Annotated in this window: 20 protein-coding genes; 10 read left to right on the top strand and 10 right to left on the bottom strand. The window is 76.0% G+C overall.

Features of this window, described 5'->3' with window-relative positions; all coding sequences use genetic code 11:
• Positions 1-72: 72 nt before the first annotated feature.
• A complete protein-coding gene (locus tag ACI79V_RS09125) occupies positions 73-756 on the top strand; it encodes a DUF6766 family protein (protein WP_456888521.1) in 684 nt (227 codons plus the stop codon).
• Here the strand turns inward: ACI79V_RS09125 and ACI79V_RS09120 are convergent.
• The 5 genes from ACI79V_RS09120 to glgA all read right to left on the bottom strand — a co-directional run bounded on the left by ACI79V_RS09120 (position 753) and on the right by glgA (position 6232).
• Positions 753-1820, bottom strand: coding sequence for a spore photoproduct lyase family protein (locus tag ACI79V_RS09120; protein ID WP_456888520.1), 1068 nt, complete (start codon positions 1818-1820; stop codon positions 753-755). The two genes, ACI79V_RS09125 and ACI79V_RS09120, sit on opposite strands and share 4 nt — an antisense overlap.
• A gap of 121 nt (positions 1821-1941) precedes the next feature.
• Positions 1942-2676 (bottom strand): GAF domain-containing protein, encoded by a 735-nt coding sequence (locus ACI79V_RS09115; RefSeq protein ID WP_456888517.1) that lies wholly within the window; start codon positions 2674-2676, stop codon positions 1942-1944.
• Between the two features lie 38 nt (positions 2677-2714).
• Complete coding sequence (locus ACI79V_RS09110; protein WP_456888515.1) at positions 2715-3800, bottom strand: hypothetical protein; 1086 nt, start codon at positions 3798-3800, stop codon at positions 2715-2717.
• On the bottom strand, positions 3797-5002 hold the full coding sequence (locus ACI79V_RS09105) for a PP2C family protein-serine/threonine phosphatase (protein WP_456888512.1): 1206 nt from the start codon (positions 5000-5002) through the stop codon (positions 3797-3799). The genes ACI79V_RS09110 and ACI79V_RS09105 overlap by 4 nt, the downstream gene beginning before the upstream one ends.
• 57 nt (positions 5003-5059) lie before the next feature.
• On the bottom strand, positions 5060-6232 hold the full coding sequence (gene glgA, locus ACI79V_RS09100) for a glycogen synthase (RefSeq protein ID WP_456888509.1): 1173 nt from the start codon (positions 6230-6232) through the stop codon (positions 5060-5062).
• A gap of 62 nt (positions 6233-6294) precedes the next feature.
• Here glgA and glgC point away from each other — a divergent pair, with 62 nt between their 5' ends.
• Positions 6295-7515 (top strand): glucose-1-phosphate adenylyltransferase, encoded by a 1221-nt coding sequence (gene glgC / locus ACI79V_RS09095; RefSeq protein WP_456888506.1) that lies wholly within the window; start codon positions 6295-6297, stop codon positions 7513-7515.
• Between the two features lie 64 nt (positions 7516-7579).
• Positions 7580-8143: a 2'-5' RNA ligase family protein gene (locus ACI79V_RS09090; protein WP_456888503.1), complete on the top strand. Its 564-nt coding sequence runs from the start codon at positions 7580-7582 to the stop codon at positions 8141-8143.
• A 3-nt stretch (positions 8144-8146) separates the two neighbouring features.
• Here the strand turns inward: ACI79V_RS09090 and ACI79V_RS09085 are convergent, their stop codons facing one another.
• Positions 8147-8806, bottom strand: coding sequence for an O-methyltransferase (locus ACI79V_RS09085; RefSeq protein WP_456888586.1), 660 nt, complete (start codon positions 8804-8806; stop codon positions 8147-8149).
• Positions 8807-9001: 195 nt separating this feature from the next.
• On the opposite strand from ACI79V_RS09085, the gene sigE reads away from it, so the two are divergent.
• From sigE to ACI79V_RS09065, 4 genes are all read left to right on the top strand, one after another.
• Positions 9002-9598, top strand: coding sequence for an RNA polymerase sigma factor SigE (gene sigE, locus ACI79V_RS09080; protein WP_456873920.1), 597 nt, complete (start codon positions 9002-9004; stop codon positions 9596-9598).
• On the top strand, positions 9595-10176 hold the full coding sequence (locus tag ACI79V_RS09075) for an anti-sigma factor family protein (RefSeq protein ID WP_456888501.1): 582 nt from the start codon (positions 9595-9597) through the stop codon (positions 10174-10176). Before sigE ends, ACI79V_RS09075 begins: the two co-directional genes overlap by 4 nt.
• Positions 10177-10234: 58 nt before the next feature.
• A complete protein-coding gene (locus ACI79V_RS09070; protein ID WP_456888497.1) occupies positions 10235-11860 on the top strand; it encodes a S1C family serine protease in 1626 nt (541 codons plus the stop codon).
• 95 nt (positions 11861-11955) lie between these two features.
• A complete protein-coding gene (locus tag ACI79V_RS09065) occupies positions 11956-12348 on the top strand; it encodes a twin-arginine translocase TatA/TatE family subunit (protein ID WP_456888493.1) in 393 nt (130 codons plus the stop codon).
• Between the two features lie 66 nt (positions 12349-12414).
• Here ACI79V_RS09065 and ACI79V_RS09060 read toward each other — a convergent pair whose 3' ends face one another.
• The gene (locus ACI79V_RS09060; RefSeq protein WP_456873924.1) at positions 12415-13575 is read right to left on the bottom strand and encodes an Mrp/NBP35 family ATP-binding protein; all 1161 of its coding nucleotides are present in this window, start codon (positions 13573-13575) and stop codon (positions 12415-12417) included.
• A gap of 221 nt (positions 13576-13796) precedes the next feature.
• Here ACI79V_RS09060 and ACI79V_RS09055 point away from each other — a divergent pair, with 221 nt between their 5' ends.
• The 3 genes from ACI79V_RS09055 to ACI79V_RS09045 are packed head-to-tail and all read left to right on the top strand — an operon-like array spanning position 13797 to position 15116.
• Positions 13797-14489: an AzlC family ABC transporter permease gene (locus ACI79V_RS09055; protein WP_456888490.1), complete on the top strand. Its 693-nt coding sequence runs from the start codon at positions 13797-13799 to the stop codon at positions 14487-14489.
• The gene (locus ACI79V_RS09050; protein WP_456873926.1) at positions 14486-14803 is read left to right on the top strand and encodes an AzlD domain-containing protein; all 318 of its coding nucleotides are present in this window, start codon (positions 14486-14488) and stop codon (positions 14801-14803) included. The genes ACI79V_RS09055 and ACI79V_RS09050 overlap by 4 nt, the downstream gene beginning before the upstream one ends.
• 1 nt (position 14804) lies before the next feature.
• On the top strand, positions 14805-15116 hold the full coding sequence (locus ACI79V_RS09045; RefSeq protein ID WP_456888486.1) for a chorismate mutase: 312 nt from the start codon (positions 14805-14807) through the stop codon (positions 15114-15116).
• Between the two features lie 11 nt (positions 15117-15127).
• On the opposite strand, the gene ACI79V_RS09040 is transcribed toward ACI79V_RS09045, so the two are convergent.
• The 3 genes from ACI79V_RS09040 to ACI79V_RS09030 are packed head-to-tail and all read right to left on the bottom strand — an operon-like array spanning position 15128 to position 17414.
• Positions 15128-15604, bottom strand: coding sequence for a methylated-DNA--[protein]-cysteine S-methyltransferase (locus ACI79V_RS09040; protein ID WP_456888485.1), 477 nt, complete (start codon positions 15602-15604; stop codon positions 15128-15130).
• 39 nt (positions 15605-15643) lie between these two features.
• A complete protein-coding gene (locus ACI79V_RS09035) occupies positions 15644-16183 on the bottom strand; it encodes a DUF1003 domain-containing protein (RefSeq protein ID WP_456888483.1) in 540 nt (179 codons plus the stop codon).
• Positions 16176-17414, bottom strand: coding sequence for a magnesium transporter MgtE N-terminal domain-containing protein (locus ACI79V_RS09030; protein WP_456888482.1), 1239 nt, complete (start codon positions 17412-17414; stop codon positions 16176-16178). The genes ACI79V_RS09035 and ACI79V_RS09030 overlap by 8 nt, the downstream gene beginning before the upstream one ends.
• Positions 17415-17423: the final 9 nt, after the last annotated feature.

Below are 17423 nucleotides of genomic sequence, written 5' to 3'. Positions count from 1 at the left end.
CGTGTTCCTGGGCTACCTGCTGACCGTCCTCGGCGGCGTTGCCTACTGCGTCGTGCTGGCGCTGCTCGGGCGGTGAGCGACGTGCGACGGGTGCTGCGCGACAACGGGCTCAGCCTGGCGTTCGGTGCGCTGTTCCTCGCCACACTCGTCGGCCAGGCGGTCGCCGGCGCCGCGGAGGAGAACGAGCAGCGCCTCGACCAGGGCCTCGACCCGCTGCCGCTGGCCGACTACGTCACCTCGTCGTCGTTCGCCGTCGACGTCATGGAGAACTGGCAGTCGGAGTACCTGCAGTTCTTCCTCTACGTGTTCGCGACCGTGTGGCTGGTCCAGCGCGGCTCGGCGGAGTCCAAGGAGCTGCACGAGGTCGGCACCGAGAGCGACGAGGAGCAGCGGATGGGCGCGCACGCCCGCGCCGACTCGCCGCCGTGGGTGCGCGCCGGCGGCTGGCGGGCCGGCCTGTTCTCCCGCTCGCTGGGCCTGCTGATGGGCGCGCTGTTCCTGCTCACCTGGGCGGCGTCGTCGATCGCCGGGTGGACGGCGTACAACACCGAGCAGCTGCAGTCGCACGCCGACCCCGTCAGCTGGGTCGGCTACCTGGGCCGGGCCGACTTCTGGAGCCGCACCTTCCAGAACTGGCAGTCGGAGATGCTCGCCGTGGGCTCGATGGCGGTGTTCGCCGTCTACCTGCGCCAGCGCGGCTCACCGGAGTCCAAGCCGGTGGGCGCCGCCCACGGGGACACCGGCGAGACGGGCTAGAAGGCGTACCGCACCCGCAGCCACGGCGCGTGGTGGGCGATGAGCTCCTGCAGCCGCTCGACGCCGGCCCGCTTCACGTCGTTGCGGTAGCGGACGTTCCACTGGCCGTTCTGGCTGCGCTTGGGCTGCTGGAGGTCGGGCCGCCACAGCAGGTCCTCGGCCTTCGGGTGCCAGCCGAGGTTGACCTCGTGCAGGTCCCGGTTGTGGGTCAGCATGATCACCTCGGCCGCGGCCTGCGCCTTGGCCGCGGGGGACAGGGTGTCGTCCAGGCGGCGCAGCAGCTCGGCCCAGTCGGCCTCCCAGCCGTCGCGCAGGACGACCGGCGAGAGGTTGAGGTGGACCTCGTAGCCGGCCTCGACGAAGTCGTCGACGGCGGCGATGCGGTCGGGGACGCGGCTGGTGCGGACGTCGACCACCCTGGAGTCGGCGTCGGGCATCAGCGAGAACCGCACGCGGGTGCGGCCCCCCGGGTCGAGGTCGAGCAGCTGCCGGTTGACGTACTTGGTGGCGAAGGACGCCTTGGCGGTCGGCAGCTCGCGGAAGGTGGCCACCAGGTCGGCCACGTTGTCACTGACCAGCGCGTCCACCGAGCAGTCGCTGTTCTCCCCGATGTCGTAGATCCAGCTCACCGGGTCGCACTGGTCGGGCTCGGTCTTGACGCCCTGCCGGGCGACGTGCCGGCGCAGGTAGCCGGTGATCTGCTCGATGTTGGTGAAGACGGTGATCGGGTTGGCGTAGCCCTTGCGCCGCGGGACGTAGCAGTAGGCACACGCCATCGCGCAGCCGTTCGCGGTCGAGGGCGCGATCCAGTTCGACGAGCGGCTGTTGGGCCGGGCCGACAGGGACTTCTTGACCCCGAGCACCAGCGTCTCGGTCTTGACCCGCAGCCACCGCTCGACGTTGCCCCCGTTGCCGTGGAGCTCGGGGATCTGCCAGTGCGAGGGCACCTCGACCACCTCGGCGCCGGGGAAGCGCGCCAGCACCTCACGGCCGCGGACGGAGTCGAGGGCCGCGGGCTCGGCGTAGACGGTGCGCACGTCGAGCAGACGGGTGGGGGAGGGCACGGGGGACGGCGCTGCAGCGGGGACGGCGGACGGCGAGGGCGCGGCGGTCACGGGAGGTGCAGCGATCCGCGTGGACCGCCACTTCCCGCCCTGACCTGCGGGAACGGTCACACGCGACGGCTCAGGCGGCGGGGCCGGTGCCGAGGTCCTCGACCCGCAGGCGGCCCTCCTCGAGGTCCTCGGCGACGTCCTCGACGGTCCGCCCGCCGACGTAGGCGGCGCCCCGCAGCAGCGCCAGTGCGCTCGCCGGGTCGGTCTCCAGCGCCATCGCCGTGCGGCCCGCGGCCCGCAGCACCGCGGCCCTGCGGCGGGCCTCCGGGCCGTGCAGCCAGGCCGGTCCGCGCTCGGCCGGCCAGTCCGACCACACGGCCGCCTCGGTCAGCTGCGCGGTCACCAGCTCGCCCACGGCGACGGCGGCGAACACGTCGAGGGTCGGCACCGCCGTCTCGTCGGTGAAGTAGAGGTCGAGCGCCCCGGCGCCGGCGAGGTCCTCGCGCAGCGGGAACGCGACGACGGCCCGGAACGGGGTCTGCTCGGTGAGCAGGTCGGTGAAGGCCGGCCAGCGGCGGTGCAGGTCGGCCAGGACGGCGAACACCGGCAGCCGGGTCGTCTGCGCCTCCCAGCACGGGCCCGAGCCGACGGTGAACTGCAGCCGCTCGGCGCAGGCGGCCTCGACCGAGCTCGACCCCAGGGGGATCCGCCGGCCCGCGGCGTCGACCACCGACAGCCCCGCCGCGTCGACGCCGAGCGTCGCGGCACCGGCCCGAGCCAGCCGGGTCGGCAGCAGCTCGGCCGCCGGGGACTCGCCGGCGCTCAGGTGCTCGAGCGCCGTGGCGAACCGCGTGGCGATGGTCACAGGTCATCCTCCCTCCGCGCGGCGGCGAGGGCCAGCGCTCAGCCGGGGGTTCCCGGCCGGTGGGTGTAGGCGGCCTCGCGGACGGCGTCGTCCTCCTCCAGCCCGGCGCCCAGCGCGCCGCCGACGGTGGCCAGCGAGCTGGTCAGCCAGGCCAGCTCCAGGTAGTCGCCGAGTGCGGCGCGGTGCCCGAGCCCCTCGCCGAACAGCCCCGACGGCACCAGCAACAGGGAGCCGGTGAGGGCGAGGACGAACAGCGTGGCGTAGAGCGTGAGCACGCCGATGACCACGGTGGCGACCGTGGCCAGGTTGAACAGCGCCACCTGCTTGCGCACCCGCGGCGAGCGGGCCCGCTCCCACAGCCGCGCGCCGACGACCAGCGTCGCGCAGATGGCCAGCACCGAGCCGAGTCCCACCGCCGCCAGCCGGACCGGTCCGAAGCGGTCGGCCAGCCGCCAGATGTCCGAGGTGACCAGGGCGAAGACCCCCGCGGCGACCGCGGCGGTCAGCGCCCGCGACAGCGACGCGGTCAGCCGCCACGGGCGGTTGGCCCGCACCATGCCGACCAGCAGCCGCAGGTTCCCGGTGAGCACCCGCGCGGTGAACCCGATCCCCGCGTCGGCTTGGTCGGCGGCCAGCTCGTGCAGCCGCCGTCGCAGCCGCTCGGCGTCGTCCCCGCCCTCGCCGTCGTCACCGAGCAGCGCGCGCACCAGCCCGACCGCCGTCTGCAGCGCCCGTCGGCGCCGGCCGACCGCCCCCAGCGCCGGCAGCGACAGCACCGCGACGCCGTGCACCGGGCTGGCGTGCGCCACCACGGTGCGGCGGTCGACGGTGATCGGCAGGTCGGTCACGCAGACGGCGAGGTCCCACTCCTCGGCCAGCAGGCGCTCGCGGGCCGCGGCGACGATCTCGGCGTCGTCGGCCGGCGGCTGCACCAGGCCGTCGACGACGACGCGCACGTCCCAGGCCACCTCGGTGTGCTCGGCGTGCAGCGCGCCGGCGAGGTCGGCGGCCAGCTCGTCGGCCACCTCGGCGGGCGCACCGGGGGCGGCCACCAGGCCGACGACGACGTCGGGGCGGGCGCGGACCCCCGGGCCCGGCCCGTCCCCGGCCGGGGCGGCGCTCACGGCTCGAGCGTGGTCTCGCGGCCGGTGCGCCACTCGACCATGACGATGCTGGCGTCGTCCTGCAGCTGCCCGGCCTGGTGCTCCATCACGCTGCCCATCAGCCGGCGCATCGTCTCCGGCGGCGGGTCGCCGGCGAGCTCGGCGCGGACGACGAGGTCGGCCAGCCGCTCCTCTCCGAAGAACTCGCCGTCGGGCGAGCGCGCCTCCACGACGCCGTCGGTGTGCAGCAGCAGCCGGTCCCCGGGCCGCAGCTGCACCTGGCACACCGCCGGGTCGGCCGCGAGCAGTCCCAGCGGGCGGGCCGGCGGGCACGGCGGCGGGCGCATTGGGACGCCGTCGCGGACGAGCAGCGGGTCGGGGTGCCCGCAGTTGACCCAGCGCAGCAGGCCGGTGTCCAGGTCGAGACGGGCGAGGACGGCGGTGGCGAACCGGCTGCCGGAGAACTGCCCGGCCACGACGGCGTCCACGGCGGCGGCGACCCCGGGCAGGTCCAGCTCCCGGCGCCGGGCGTGCCGGTAGGCGCCGACGGCCGCGGTGGCCAGCAGCGCGGCCGGCAGGCCGTGCCCGACGGCGTCGAGCACGAGCAGGTCGGCCAGCGGGCCGTTGACCGCGTAGTCGAAGGTGTCGCCGCCGATCTCGTAGGACGGCTCGAGGGCACCGGTGATCACCACGCGGTCGTTCGCGTAGGTCAGCGGCGGCAGCAGCTCCCACTGGACCTCCGCCGCCAGCGACAGGTGGCGGCGCCGGCGCAGCCGGGCGAAGACGTCGCTGTAGGCGTCGCGGGTGACCACCAGCTCGGCGACCAGGGAGGCGAAGGACCGCGCGTCGTCCTCGAAGGCCGGCGGCGTCTCCGTCGGCACGACCAGCTCCAGGACACCCAACCGCTCGGCGCCGTCGAGCAGGGGTACCCAGAGGCTCCCCGGCCCGTCGTGCGGCGCGGACCGCAACGGGTCGACCCGGCGGAAGGCCCGCCCGCCCAGCGACCCGTCGATGGTCAACGGGTGGCGCACGGCGACGCCCTCGCCGGGGACGGGCACGAGCTCGTGCTGCGCGTAGTCGGCCAGGTAGACCACCGCGTCCTGCGCGCCCAGCCGCCGGGCCTGCTCGGCCACCACGGTGCCCACCCGGTCGGCGGACAGCCGGTGCGACGCGCGCACCAGGGCCCGGATCGGGTCCTCGTCGGACGGCGTCGGGGGAGTCACGTCGGGACAGCCTCCCACCCGGCGCCGGGCCCCGCCGCCGGGCCCCGCCGCCGGGGATCAGCCGCGGGCGTCGAGCACCGCGGAGTAGACCTGCACGGTCTGCTGGGCGATCGCGGGCCAGCCGAACTCCGACAGCACCCGCTCGCGGCCCGCGGCACCCATCGCCGCGGCGCGCGCCGGGTCGGCGAGCAGCTCGGCGATCCGCGCGGCCAGGCCCGCCTCGAACGCGACGACGTCGTCGGGGTGGTAGGGCACCAGCAGCCCGGTGCGCCCGTCGGCGACGACCTCGGGGATGCCGCCGACGGCGCTGGCGACCACGGCGGTCCCGCACGCGGCGGCCTCGAGGTTGACGATGCCGAGCGGCTCGTAGACCGACGGGACGACGAACACCGTGGCGCCGGTGATCAGCGGCACGAGCTGCTCGCGCGGCAGCATCGCCTCGATCCACACCACCCCCGGCCGGCGGGCCTGCAGCGCGGCCACCGCGTCGGCGACCTGCTGCCGCTCGCCCGGGGTGTCGGCGGCACCGGCGCACAGCACCAGGCCCGCGTCGGCCGGCAGCTGCTCGGCGGCCCGCAGCAGGTGGACGACGCCCTTCTGCCGGGTGATCCGCCCGACGAACAGCGCGTAGGGCCGGTCGGGGTCCACCCCGAGAGAGCGGACGACGTCGGGGTCGCGCACCGGCCGGTAGGCCTCGGCGTCCACGCCGTTGCCGACGACGTGCACCCGCGCCGGGTCGAGGTCGGGGTAGGCGTCGAGGACGTCGGCGCGCATCCCGTGGCTGACCGCGATCACGGCGTCGGCGGCGAGGTAGGCGGTGCGCTCCACCCAGGACGACAGCCGGTACCCGCCGCCGAGCTGGTCGGCCTTCCACGGCCGGCGCGGCTCGAGCGAGTGCGCGGTGACCACGTGCGGGACGCCGTGCACCAGCCCGGCCAGCAGCCCCGCGCCGTTGGCGTACCAGGTGTGGCTGTGCACCAGGTCCACGCCGCCGAGCGCGGCGGCGATCTCGACGTCGGTGCCCAGCGCCTGCAGCGCGCCGTTGGCGCCGGCCAGCCCCGGCGGCACCGGCCAGCCGACGGCGTCGGCGCGCGGGCTGCCGAAGGCGTGCACCTCCAGGTCGGGCCCCGCGGGCAGCGAGCGCAGCGCCGCGACCAGGTGCTCCACGTGCACCCCGGCGCCGCCGTAGACGTCGGGGGGCCACTCGCGCGTGACGATGCCGATGCGCACGGCCGTCACCCTAGGGGGGACGGTGAGGGGCCGCCGGACGCGGAAGCGGCTAGGTTTCCCCCATGCGTGGGGGTCCCCGGGTGCTCGGCATCGTCCTGGCCGGTGGTGAGGGCAAGCGGCTGGCACCGCTGACCGCTGACCGGGCCAAACCGGCCGTACCCTTCGGCGGCAACTACCGGCTGGTCGACTTCGTGCTGTCCAACCTGGTGAACGCCGAGATCCGGCAGATCGCGGTGCTCACGCAGTACAAGAGCCACAGCCTCGACCGGCACATCACCACCACCTGGCGGATGTCACAGCTGCTCGGCAACTACATCACCCCGGTGCCGGCCCAGCAGCGGCTCGGCCCGCGCTGGTACACCGGCAGCGCCGACGCGATCTTCCAGAGCCTCAACCTCATCCACGACGAGCGGCCCGACATCGTCGTCGTCTTCGGCGCCGACCACGTCTACCGGATGGACCCGGGACAGATGGTCGACCAGCACCTGCAGACCGGCGCCGGCGTGACCATCGCCGGGCTGCGGGTGCCCCGGCGCGACGCCACCGGCTTCGGCGTCATCGACGCCGGCGCCGACGGCAAGGTGCGCGGCTTCCTGGAGAAGCCGGCCGACCCGCCGGGCCTGCCCGACAGCCCGGAGGAGTCCTTCGCCTCCATGGGCAACTACGTGTTCACCACCGAGGCCCTGCTCGAGGCCCTGCGCGCCGACGCCGAGGACCCCGACTCGGTGCACGACATGGGCGGCTCGATCATGCCGATGCTCGCCGACGCCGGGCGGGCGTACGTCTACGACTTCTCCACCAACGTCGTCCCGGGGACCACCGAGCGCGACCACGGCTACTGGCGCGACGTCGGGACGATCGACTCCTACTACGACGCGCACCTGGACCTGGTGTCGGTGACGCCGGTGTTCAACCTCTACAACGACCGCTGGCCGATCTACACCCTGCCGCCGCAGCTGCCGCCGGCGAAGTTCGTGCTCGGCGGCCGGGCCGAGGAGTCGATGGTCAGCGCCGGGGCGATCATCGGCGGCGGGTCGGTGCACAACAGCGTCATCTCGCCCGGGGTGCACGTCGACCGCGGCGCCCGGGTCGAGGACAGCGTGCTGATGAACGGCGTGCACGTCGGCGAGGGCGCGTACGTCCGCCGGGCGATCCTCGACAAGAACGTCGTCGTGCCGCCGTGGGCCCGCATCGGCGTCGACACCGACGCCGACCGCGAGCACTACCACGTCAGCGCCGGAGGTGTGGCGGTCCTGGGCAAGGGTGCCCGCGCCGTCGTCTAGACGAAGGACCCTCGTGCCCCCCGAGAAGGACCCCGTCCGGAGGCTCACCCCTCGCACGCTCGGGGTGAGCCTCCGGACGGGGCCATCCGCCGCTCGGGCCGGGCCCCTGCACGAGGGCCGTTCCAGCACGTCACCCCTGGTCGTCACGCTGCTGCTCGGCGCCGGGGCGCAGGCGCGCTTCGACCGGCTGCGCGCCGAGCACTTCCCAGCCGACCGCAACCACCTGGCCGCGCACGTGACCCTGTTCCACGCCCTGCCCGGGGAGCAGCGGCCCGCCGTCGACGCGGCGCTGGCCCGGGCCGCCGACCGGCCGCCGTTCGACGTCGAGGTGACCGGCCTGCAGCTGCTCGGGCGCGGCGTGGCCTACCGGCTGCGGTCCGGCGAGCTCTCGGCGCTGCACGCCGGCCTGGCCGCGGAGTTCGACCCCTGGCTGACCCGGCAGGACCGCCAGCGCCTGTCGGCCCACGTGACCGTGCAGAACAAGGTCGAGCCGGAGGTCGCCCGGCGGCTGCGCGACCGGCTCGCTGCCGGCTTCACGCCGCACGCGGTGCCGGCCCGGGGGCTCGGGCTGTGGCGCTACCTCGGCGGCCCGTGGGAGCCGCTGGCCGAGCACCCGTTCGGGAGCTGACCGCTACGGCCGGCGGGTGGCCAGCAGCAGGCCCGCCCCGACCGGCAGGACGGCGGAGGTCAGGTGCTCGTCCTCGCGCACGGTGCGGGCCAGCTCGCGCCAGGCCACCGTCTGCGGGTCGCGGGCCGAGCGGTCGCCGATGCGGTCCCCGGCGAGCAGGCCGTGGCAGGCCAGCGTGCCGCCGGTGCGGACCAGCCCGACGACGGCGCCGAGGTGCGCCGACCACTCGGTCGGCGGAGCGGCGCAGACCACCAGGTCGTAGGCGCCGGGGGACAGCCGGGGCAGCACCTCGGCCGGCGTGCCGAAGATCAGCCGGGTCCGGCCGGGCGGGACACCGGCCTCGGCCAGGGTGCGCCGGGCCGCCCGCAACTGCTCGGGATCGGTGTCGAGCACGGTGAGGACGCCGTCGGGGCGCATGCCGCGCAGCAGCCACAGGCCGGCCACCCCGCCGCCGCTGCCGATGGAGACCACCGTGCGGGCGTTGCTCCCCGCCGCCAGCACGGCCAGGGTGGCCCCGACCGCCGGCCCCACCGGCGGCGGCCCGCCCAGCGCGCCGGCCCGGGCGCGGGCGGCGGCGAGGACGGGGTCCTCGGTGGCGTACCGGTCGGCCCACGCGGCGCTGCCGGTGCCGCCCGCGTGCGACGGGGGTCCCTCGGCGCTCATCACCGGCCGAGGGTAGAGGCCGCCGGCGCCGCGACCCGGGACCCGGAGGTGTGACCCCGACCTGTGAGGTGCCTGTGAACGGGAACACCCGGTGATCCGCCGTCCGTTGCTCCCGTCGTGACACCCGAGCGTGCCGCCGTCCCCTCCCAGCCTGCGGGGGAGGCCGGCAGCGTGCGCGTCCGCGATACTGACGACGTGCCCGAGGCCCCCGTCCCCGCCACCGCCGACCGGCCGGACGCGTCCGGCGCCGGCGAGGTGTGGGTCGCGCCCACCTGGGAGCAGGTCGTCCGGGACCACTCCGCCCGGGTCTACCGGCTGGCCTACCGCCTCTCGGGCAACGCCCAGGACGCCGAGGACCTCACCCAGGAGACCTTCGTCCGGGTGTTCCGCTCGCTCGCTGACTTCTCGCCGGGCACCTTCGAGGGCTGGCTGCACCGGATCACCACGAACCTGTTCCTCGACATGGTCCGCCGCCGGCAGCGGATCCGGTTCGACGCGCTGCCCGAGGACACCGAGCGGCTGCCCGGCACCGCGCCCAGCCCCGAGCAGGTCTACGCCGACACCCACCTCGACCCGCAGGTGCAGGCGGCGCTGGACGCGCTGCCACCGGAGTTCCGCGTCGCCGTCGTCCTGTGCGACATCGAGGGCCTGACCTACGAGGAGATCGCGGCCACCCTCGGCATCAAGCTCGGCACCGTGCGCAGCCGGATCCACCGCGGCCGCGTGCAGCTGCGGCAGGCCCTGGCCCACCTCGCCCCGCGGGGGGTCGCGGCACCGGGAGCCCCGGCATGAGCCTGCCGGAGAGCCACCTCGCGCAGGAGGCGATCGCGGCCCTCGTCGACGGCGAGCTGGGCAGCGGCCCGGCCGCCCGCGCCGCCCGCCACCTGGCCGGCTGCGCCGAGTGCCGGATGCTCGTGCAGGCCCAGCGGGAGGCCAAGGAGGCGCTGCACACCGCCGCCGACGTCGCCGTCCCCGGTGACCTGCTCTCCCGGCTGTGCGCCATCCCCTTCACCGCCGACGTCCCCGGCTCCGGCGGCCTGGGCACGGTCGCCGCGGGGCCCGGGCAGCTGACCGTCACCGACTCGTCGGGGCGTTGGACCATCGCACTCGACGACCCGCCCGCACACGGCGCCGCGCCGCACCAGGCGCGCTGGCTGCGCCGCGGCGTGGCCGGCACCTTCCTCGCGCTGAGCGTGGGCGTCGCCGTGCTCGCGCTCAACCTGCCCGACGTCGGCACCGTCCCGCCCGGCCCGACGCCGGCGTCGGTGGCCGACGGGTCCGGTCCCGACGAGCGCACCGAGGTGGTGCCGCCGGTGGTGCGGACGGTGATCTCGTCCGCGCCGCACGACCCGGCCGGCGGCGCGCCCTGAGCCGCGACACCCGATCCCGCCGCACCGGCCTGCCGGGCCGGGGGAGGATCCTGTACCCGTGACGCCCCCCGACGCCCGGCAACCCGGATCCGACGACGGCGACCGCACCGTCGAGGCCGTCGTCCGCCCCCCGGTCGACGCCCCGCGCGCCGCCGACCCCGGCCGGCCGGCCGACGGCGACGCGGTCTTCGCCCGTCCCGCCGGCGCCGCCGGTCCGTTCGACCCGCCCGAGCGCCGGCGTCCCGCCGTGCAGCCGGCCCCGCCGCCGAGCCCCGCGCAGCAGGCCGCCTTCGGGCGCCCGGCCGCCGTCGCCGGCAGCTTCGCCAGGGACCGGCCCACCCCGCCGCCGCAGCCCGTCGCCCCCCCGCCGCCGGAGGCCGTGCTGCGGGCCTTCCGCGCCCCGGCCGGGCAGGGCGGCCTGCAGGAGCCGCCCGGCGGGCGCCCCGGCCGGCGGCGCACCTCCGCCGGGCCGTGGTGGAAGTCCGACGCCCGCAGCGACCCCTGGCGCGACCCGCACGCCCCGGCCGGCCTCACCGGTCCGGCGGTGTTCGACGAGGAGGCCGAGCAGGAGGGCCCGGTCGTCGTCGACCGCAAGGGCCGCCGCAAGCTGCGGCTGCGCGACCTGTCGGTGCGGGTGGCCGCGCTGGTGCTGCTGGCCGTGCTGCTGGCGGGGGCGCTCGGCGGCGGCGTCGGCTACCTGCTCACCCGCGAGGCCGCGGAGACCCCGCTGCTCGCGCCGGGCACGACCCTCTCGGAGACCGGCGACGCCGTCACCCGCGAGCCCGGGTCGGTGGCCGACATCGCCGAGCGGGTGATGCCGGCGGTGGTGTCGATCGAGGTGCGCGTCGGCGAGGCCGGCGCCACGGGCTCGGGCGTCGTCGTCGACGGTGAGAACGGCTACATCGTCACGAACAACCACGTCATCTCCGGTGCCGACGGCGTCGAGGGCGCCGGGATCCGCGCGGTGTTCAGCGACGGCACCGGGTCCGAGGCGCGCATCGTCGGCCGCGACCCGGCCAGCGACCTCGCCGTCCTCAAGGTCGACCGGCCCGGCCTGGTCACCGCCTCGCTGGGCAGCTCCGACGACGTCGTCGTCGGCGACCCGGTGGTGGCGATCGGCTCCCCCCTGGGGCTGGCCGGCACCGTCACCAGCGGGATCGTCAGCGCCCTCGACCGGCCGGTGCGGCTGGCGGGGGAGGGCAGCGACACCAACGCGGTCATCAGCGCCGTGCAGACCGACGCCCCGATCAACCCGGGCAACTCCGGCGGCGCGCTGGTCGACGCCACCGGCGCGGTCATCGGCATCAACACCGCGATCGCCTCGCTGGGCGGTGGCAGCGTCGGCCTGGGCTTCGCGATCCCGATCGACACCGCCCGCGAGATCGCCGAGCAGCTGATCTCCACCGGCGCGGCGGTGCACGCCTCGCTCGGGGTCAACACGCGGTCGGTCACCGACGGCACCCGCGACGGCGCCCTGGTGCTCAACGTGGAGCCCGAGAGCGCCGCGGCCGCCGCGGGGATCCGGGAGCAGGACGTGGTCATCGCCGTCGACGACGTGCCGGTGGGCAGCTCCGAGGAGCTCGTGGTGGCCATCGACGCGCACCGGCCCGGCGACGTGGTGACCATCGAACTGATCCGCAATGGTTCCTCCACGACGGTGCAGGCGACGCTCGACCAGGCCTGACGAAGGACCCCGCTGCCCCCCGCCACTCGCAGGCTCGCGGCGGGGCCCTGCAGCGGGGCCGAACTACGCTGGGTCCACGGAGGAGGGATCGGCACGTGTTCGACTCGATCGGCTGGGGCGAGATCGTGGTCCTCGCCCTCGCCGCGCTGTTCATCTTCGGCCCCGAGCGGCTGCCCACCCTGGCCCGCGACGCGGCGGCCGGCCTGAAGAAGGTCCGCACCGCGCTGACCGGGGTGCGCGCCCAGGTCGACGACTCGCTGGGTGAGGAACTCGCCGGACTGCGCGACCTCGACCTGCGCAAGTACCACCCGAAGACGTTCATCCGGCAGCAGCTGTTCGAGGACGACGACGCCCCGCCGGTGCGCCGCGGCAGCGCCGGCGAGCCGGGCGTGCCCGCCGGTGCGACCGCGGCCAGCCTGGTCAAGCCGCCGCCCGCGGTGCGGCGCGACCCCGCCGTCCCGCCGCCCTTCGACGTCGACGCCACGTAGCCGGCCCCGCTGCGCAGAAAGGCCCGGCTCCCTCGCGGGAGCCGGGCCGTTCTGGGTGCCGGTGGGTCAGCGGCGGACGGGGGTGAGCCCCAGCGACATGCCCGACAGGCCGCGCTGCCGGACGGCGAGGGAGTCGGCGATGCTCGTCAGCGCCTGCGCGGCGGGCGTCCCGGGCTCGGCGAGCACGATCGGCGCGCCGGCGTCGCCGGATTCGCGCAGCCGGGTGTCGAGGGGGATCTGGCCCAGCAGCGGCACCCGGGCGCCGAGCGTGCGGGTCAGCGCGTCGGAGACCGCCTGGCCGCCGCCGGAGCCGAAGACCTCCATCCGGGAGCCGTCGGGCAGCTCCAGCCAGGACATGTTCTCGATGACGCCGACCACCTGCTGGTGGGTCTGCGTGGCGATCGCGCCGGCCCGCTCGGCCACCTCGGCGGCGGCCTGCTGCGGTGTGGTCACCACGAGGATCTCGGCGTTGGGCAGCAGCTGGGCGATGGAGATCGCGACGTCGCCGGTGCCGGGCGGCAGGTCGAGCAGCAGGACGTCGAGGTCGCCCCACCACACGTCGGCGAGGAACTGCTGCAGCGCCCGGTGCAGCATCGGCCCGCGCCACACGACCGGGGTGTTGCCCGGGGTGAACATGCCGATCGAGATGACCTTCACGCCCATCGACTGCGGCGGCATGATCATGTTGTCGACCTGGGTCGGCTTGTCGTCGACGCCCAGCATGCGCGGCACCGAGTGGCCGTAGATGTCGGCGTCCACGACGCCCACCGACAGGCCGCGCTTGGCCAGCGCGGCGGCCAGGTTGACCGTGACGCTGGACTTGCCCACGCCGCCCTTGCCGGAGGCGACGGCGTAGACGCGGGTCAGCGAGCCCGGCTGGGCGAAGGGGATGACCGGCTCGGCGGTGTCGGTGCCGCGCACGGTCCGGCGCAGCTCGGCGCGCTGCTCGTCGCTCATCACGTCGAGGCCCACCTGCACCGAGGTCACGCCGGCGACGGCGGACACCGCGGTGGTGACGCGGTTGGTGATCGTCTCGCGCATCGGACAGCCGGCCACGGTCAGGTAGACCTCGACCCGCACGGCACCCGGGTCGCCGCCGACGCCGATCTGCACGTCCTTGACCATGCCGAGCTCGGTCAGCGGGCGGTTGATCTCCGGGTCCTGGACGGTGGCCAGAGCGGCGTTGACGGCGTCGAGCGCCGGCGAGCCGGTCAGCGTGTCGGACATGGGGGTGTGTGTCTCCTTCGACGGGGGGACCCGGCTGCGGCCTGCCGCACACGGCGGGGACCAGCTCCGCGGGCCACCTGCCACTGTACGGCGGTCGGCACCGGGTGCCGCCCGGCGCGGGGGTGACGTACTGCGCAGTCCGGCGCGGCGCACCCGTGCAGGTCAACGCGGTGCCGGGCGCCGTGCTTCCCCTCCGCGGCCGGTCGCTAGCCTCGGGTCCCGTGTCCGGATCCGCCCGCGCCGCCGTCCTGCGCGACGCGATCGGGCTCGGTGTCGCCGTCGGCCTCTACGGGGTGGCCTTCGGCGCGGCCGCCGACGCCGCGGGCCTCGACCCCTGGCAGGCGCTGGCGATGTCGCTGCTGATGTTCACCGGAGCCTCCCAGTTCGCCCTCGTCGGCGTGCTCGGCGCCGGCGGTGGCGCGGCCGCGGCGGTCGGCAGCGCGCTGCTGCTCGGCACCCGCAACACCGTCTACGGCGTCCGGCTGGCCCCGCTGCTCGCCCCGCGCGGCCTGCTGCGCCGGCTGGGCGCGGCGCACTGGGTCATCGACGAGACGACGGCGCTGGCCGTGGCCGCCCCCGACCGCCCGCTGGCCCGGCTGGCGTTCCTCGCCGGCGGCGCGACGATCTTCACGGTCTGGAACACCACCACGCTGGTCGGCGCGCTCGGTGCCGCGGCGCTGGGGGAGACCGCACAGGCGGCGCTCGACGCCGTCGTCCCCGCCGCCTTCCTCGCCCTGCTCTGGCCGCGGCTGCGCGCCGGCGCCGAGGAGCCCGCCGTCGCCCGCCGGGTCGCGCTCGGCGGTGCGGCCGTGGCACTGGCGCTCACCCCGTTCGTGCCGCCGGGCGTGCAGGTGGTGACCGCCGTCGTCGCGGTCGCGCTGGCCGGCCGGCCCCGGCAGGAGGCGGCGGCGTGAGCAGCGGGACGCTGTGGGCGGTGGTGCTGGCCGGGTCGCTGGGCTGCTACCTGCTCAAGCTCGCCGGGCTGTCGGTGCCCGCGGCGTGGGTCGAGCGGCCCTGGGTCACCCGCATGGTCACCTTCGTCCCGGCCGCGCTGCTGGCCGCGCTCGTGGCGGTGCAGGCGGTCGCCGCGGGGCGCGACCTGGTCGTCGACGGCCGGCTGGCCGGGCTGGCCGTCGCCGCGGTGGCGCTCGCGCTGCGCGCCCCGTTCGTCGTCGTCCTGGTGGCCGCCGGCGCCACCGGGGCGCTCGTGCACGTCCTGGGGAGCTGAGATGACCGAGCCCACCTCGCTGGCCGACGTCCGGAGCGCGATCGACCGCCTCGACGAGGACCTCGTGGCCCTGCTGGCCCGGCGGGAGCGGCTGGTGCGGGCGGCGGCCCGGTTCAAGACCGACGCGGCAGCCGTGCGGGCTCCGGGCCGGGTCGAGCAGGTCGTCGCCCGGGCGCGGCGGCTCGCGGCGGCCCGGGGGGCCAGTCCGGAGGTGGCCGAGCGCGTCTACCGGGCGATGATCGCGGCCTTCGTCGACCTGGAGCTGTCCGTGGCCGGGGTGCCCGACGACGGGCCCGACTCCGCCGGGACCTGACCGGCGCCGGGTCAGAACAGCCGGCTGTCGCGCTGCTCGAGGTCGAGCAGGAAGCGCTTGCGGGCGAGTCCGCCGCCGAAGCCCACCAGACTGCCGTCGGCGCCGACCACCCGGTGGCAGGGGACGACGACGGCCAGCGGGTTGCGCCCGCAGGCGAGGCCCACGGCCTGCGCGCCGCCGGGCTCGCCGACGGCCGCCGCGACCGCGCCGTAGCTGCGCGTCTCGCCGTAGGGGATGCGGGTGAGCTGCTGCCAGACGGCCAGCTCGAAGTCGCTGCCCACCGGCCGCAGCGGCAGGTCGAAGGCCTCCCGGTCGCCGGCGAGGTACTCGCCGAGCTGGCCGGCGGCGCCGGCGAGGGCGGCGTCGTCCCGCGCGCCGATCTCGGCCCGGGGGCCCGGCGGGGAGAGGTACAGGCGCACGAGCACGCCGTCGTCGGCGACGACGGTCAGCGGCCCCATCGGCGAGGGCACCACCGTGTGTGCGCGCACGCCCCGCAGGATGCCGCAGGGGGACGACGAAACGGTGCGCTACGTCGCGGGGTCGGCCAGGGCCGGCTGGGCGACGTCCTTGTGCCGCTTCTTCCCCTTCTTCTCCCGCTCCTCGGCGGGGAAGCTGTCGACGAGGCGGGTGAGCTCGCCGCGGATGAAGTCGCGGGTGGCCACCTCGCCGATCGCCAGGCGCAACGCGGCCAGCTCACGCGCGACGTACTCGGTGTCGGCGCGGGTCTGCGCGGCGCGGGCCCGGTCCTCCTCGGCCTGCACGCGGTCTCGGTCGGCCTGCCGGTTCTGGGCCAGCAGGATCAGCGGCGCGGCGTAGGCGGCCTGGGTGGAGAACGCCAGGTTGAGCAGGATGAACGGGTAGGGGTCCCAGCGCAGCCGCACGGCGAACACGTTGAGCGCGATCCACAGGATCACGATGATCGTCTGGACGGCGAGGAAGCGGCCGGTGCCGAGGAACCGGGCGATGGCCTCGGCGAACCGGCCGACCGCGTCGGGGTCCAGCCGCAGGTAGCTGCCCAGCCCGCGGGGTGAGCCGCGGGGGACGTCGAGCCGCCGGCCGTCAGCCACGGCGGGCCCGCTCGCGCCAGTTCTCGGGGAGCAGGTGGTCGAGGACGTCGTCGACGCTGACCGCGCCCACCAGCCGGCCGCGGTCGTCGACCACGGGCGCCGCCACCAGGTTGTAGGTGGCGAAGTACCGGGTGACCTCGGCCAGCGGGGCCTCCGGCCGCAGCGGCTCCAGGTCGTCGAGCACGCCGCTGACCAGGGCCGACGGCGGCTCGCGGAGCAGCCGCTGGATGTGCGCGAGTCCCAGGTAGCGCCCGGTCGGGGTGGCCGAGGGCGGGCGGCAGACGTAGACCTGGCTGGCCAGCGACGGGGTGAGCTCGGGCTCGCGCACCCGGGCCAGCGCCTCGGCGATGGTCGCGTCGGGCGTGAGGATCACCGGCTCGCTGGTCATGATCCCGCCGGCGGTGTCCTCGGAGTACTGCAGCAACTGGCGCACCGGCTCGGCCTCGTCGGGCTCCATGAGCTCCAGCAGCCGGTTGCGGTCGACGTTGGACAGCTCGGAGAGCAGGTCGGCGGCGTCGTCGGGGTCCATCTCCTCGAGGACGTCGGCGGCGCGGGCCTCCTCGAGGTTCTGCAGGATCGCCATCTGCTCGGTCTCGGGCAGCTCGCCGAGCACGTCGGCCAGCCGCTGGTCGTCGAGGGCCCCGGCCACCTCGTGCCGCCGCTTGACCGGCAGGTCCTGCAGCGCGTGGGCGAGGTCGGCGGCGTTGAGCTCGCGGTAGGTGGCGATGAGCGTCTCGGCGCCCTGCCCGCTCTCGGGCAGCGCCAGGCCCACCACCTCGTCCCAGGCCAGCTGGTGCAGCTGCCCCCGCCGGCCCAGCCGGCCGGGCTCCTGCACGGCGAGCCGGGTGATCTCCCACTCGCCGGTGCGGGTCTGCTCCATCCCCGCGTCGACGACGGTGGCGGGCCGGCCGGTCTCCCGGATGGTGACCGTGCGGTCGAGCAGCTCGCCGAGCACCAGCGTCTCCCCGCGCCGCTGCTCGAACCGCTTGAGGTTGAGCGTGCCCGACGACAGCACGATCGCCCCGGGGTCGACCGTGGTGACCCGGCCCATCGGCACGAAGATGCGGCGGCGGGCCACCACCTCGACGACCAGGCCCAGCACCCGAGGGCTGGCGGTGCCCACCCGCAGCGCCACGACCAGGTCGCGCACCCGCCCGACACGGTCGCCGTTGGGGTCGAACACGGGGAGCCCGGCGAGCCGCGCGACGTACGCCCTGGTCACCGTGCTCACGGTTCGTGA

Source organism: Geodermatophilus sp. SYSU D00700, assembly GCF_054050255.1.
This window is presented reverse-complemented; position numbering and strand designations above follow the sequence as displayed.

Bases quoted from the DNA above. Each gene is read 5' to 3' on its own strand.
- ACI79V_RS09060 (WP_456873924.1), bottom strand. From the start codon at position 13,575: ATGTCCGACACGCTGACCGGCTCGCCGGCGCTCGACGCCGTCAACGCC.
- ACI79V_RS09045 (WP_456888486.1), top strand. From the start codon at position 14,805: ATGACCGAGCCCACCTCGCTGGCCGACGTCCGGAGCGCGATCGACCGC.
- ACI79V_RS09085 (WP_456888586.1), bottom strand. From the start codon at position 8,806: ATGAGCGCCGAGGGACCCCCGTCGCACGCGGGCGGCACCGGCAGCGCC.
- ACI79V_RS09075 (WP_456888501.1), top strand. From the start codon at position 9,595: ATGAGCCTGCCGGAGAGCCACCTCGCGCAGGAGGCGATCGCGGCCCTC.
- glgC (WP_456888506.1), top strand. From the start codon at position 6,295: ATGCGTGGGGGTCCCCGGGTGCTCGGCATCGTCCTGGCCGGTGGTGAG.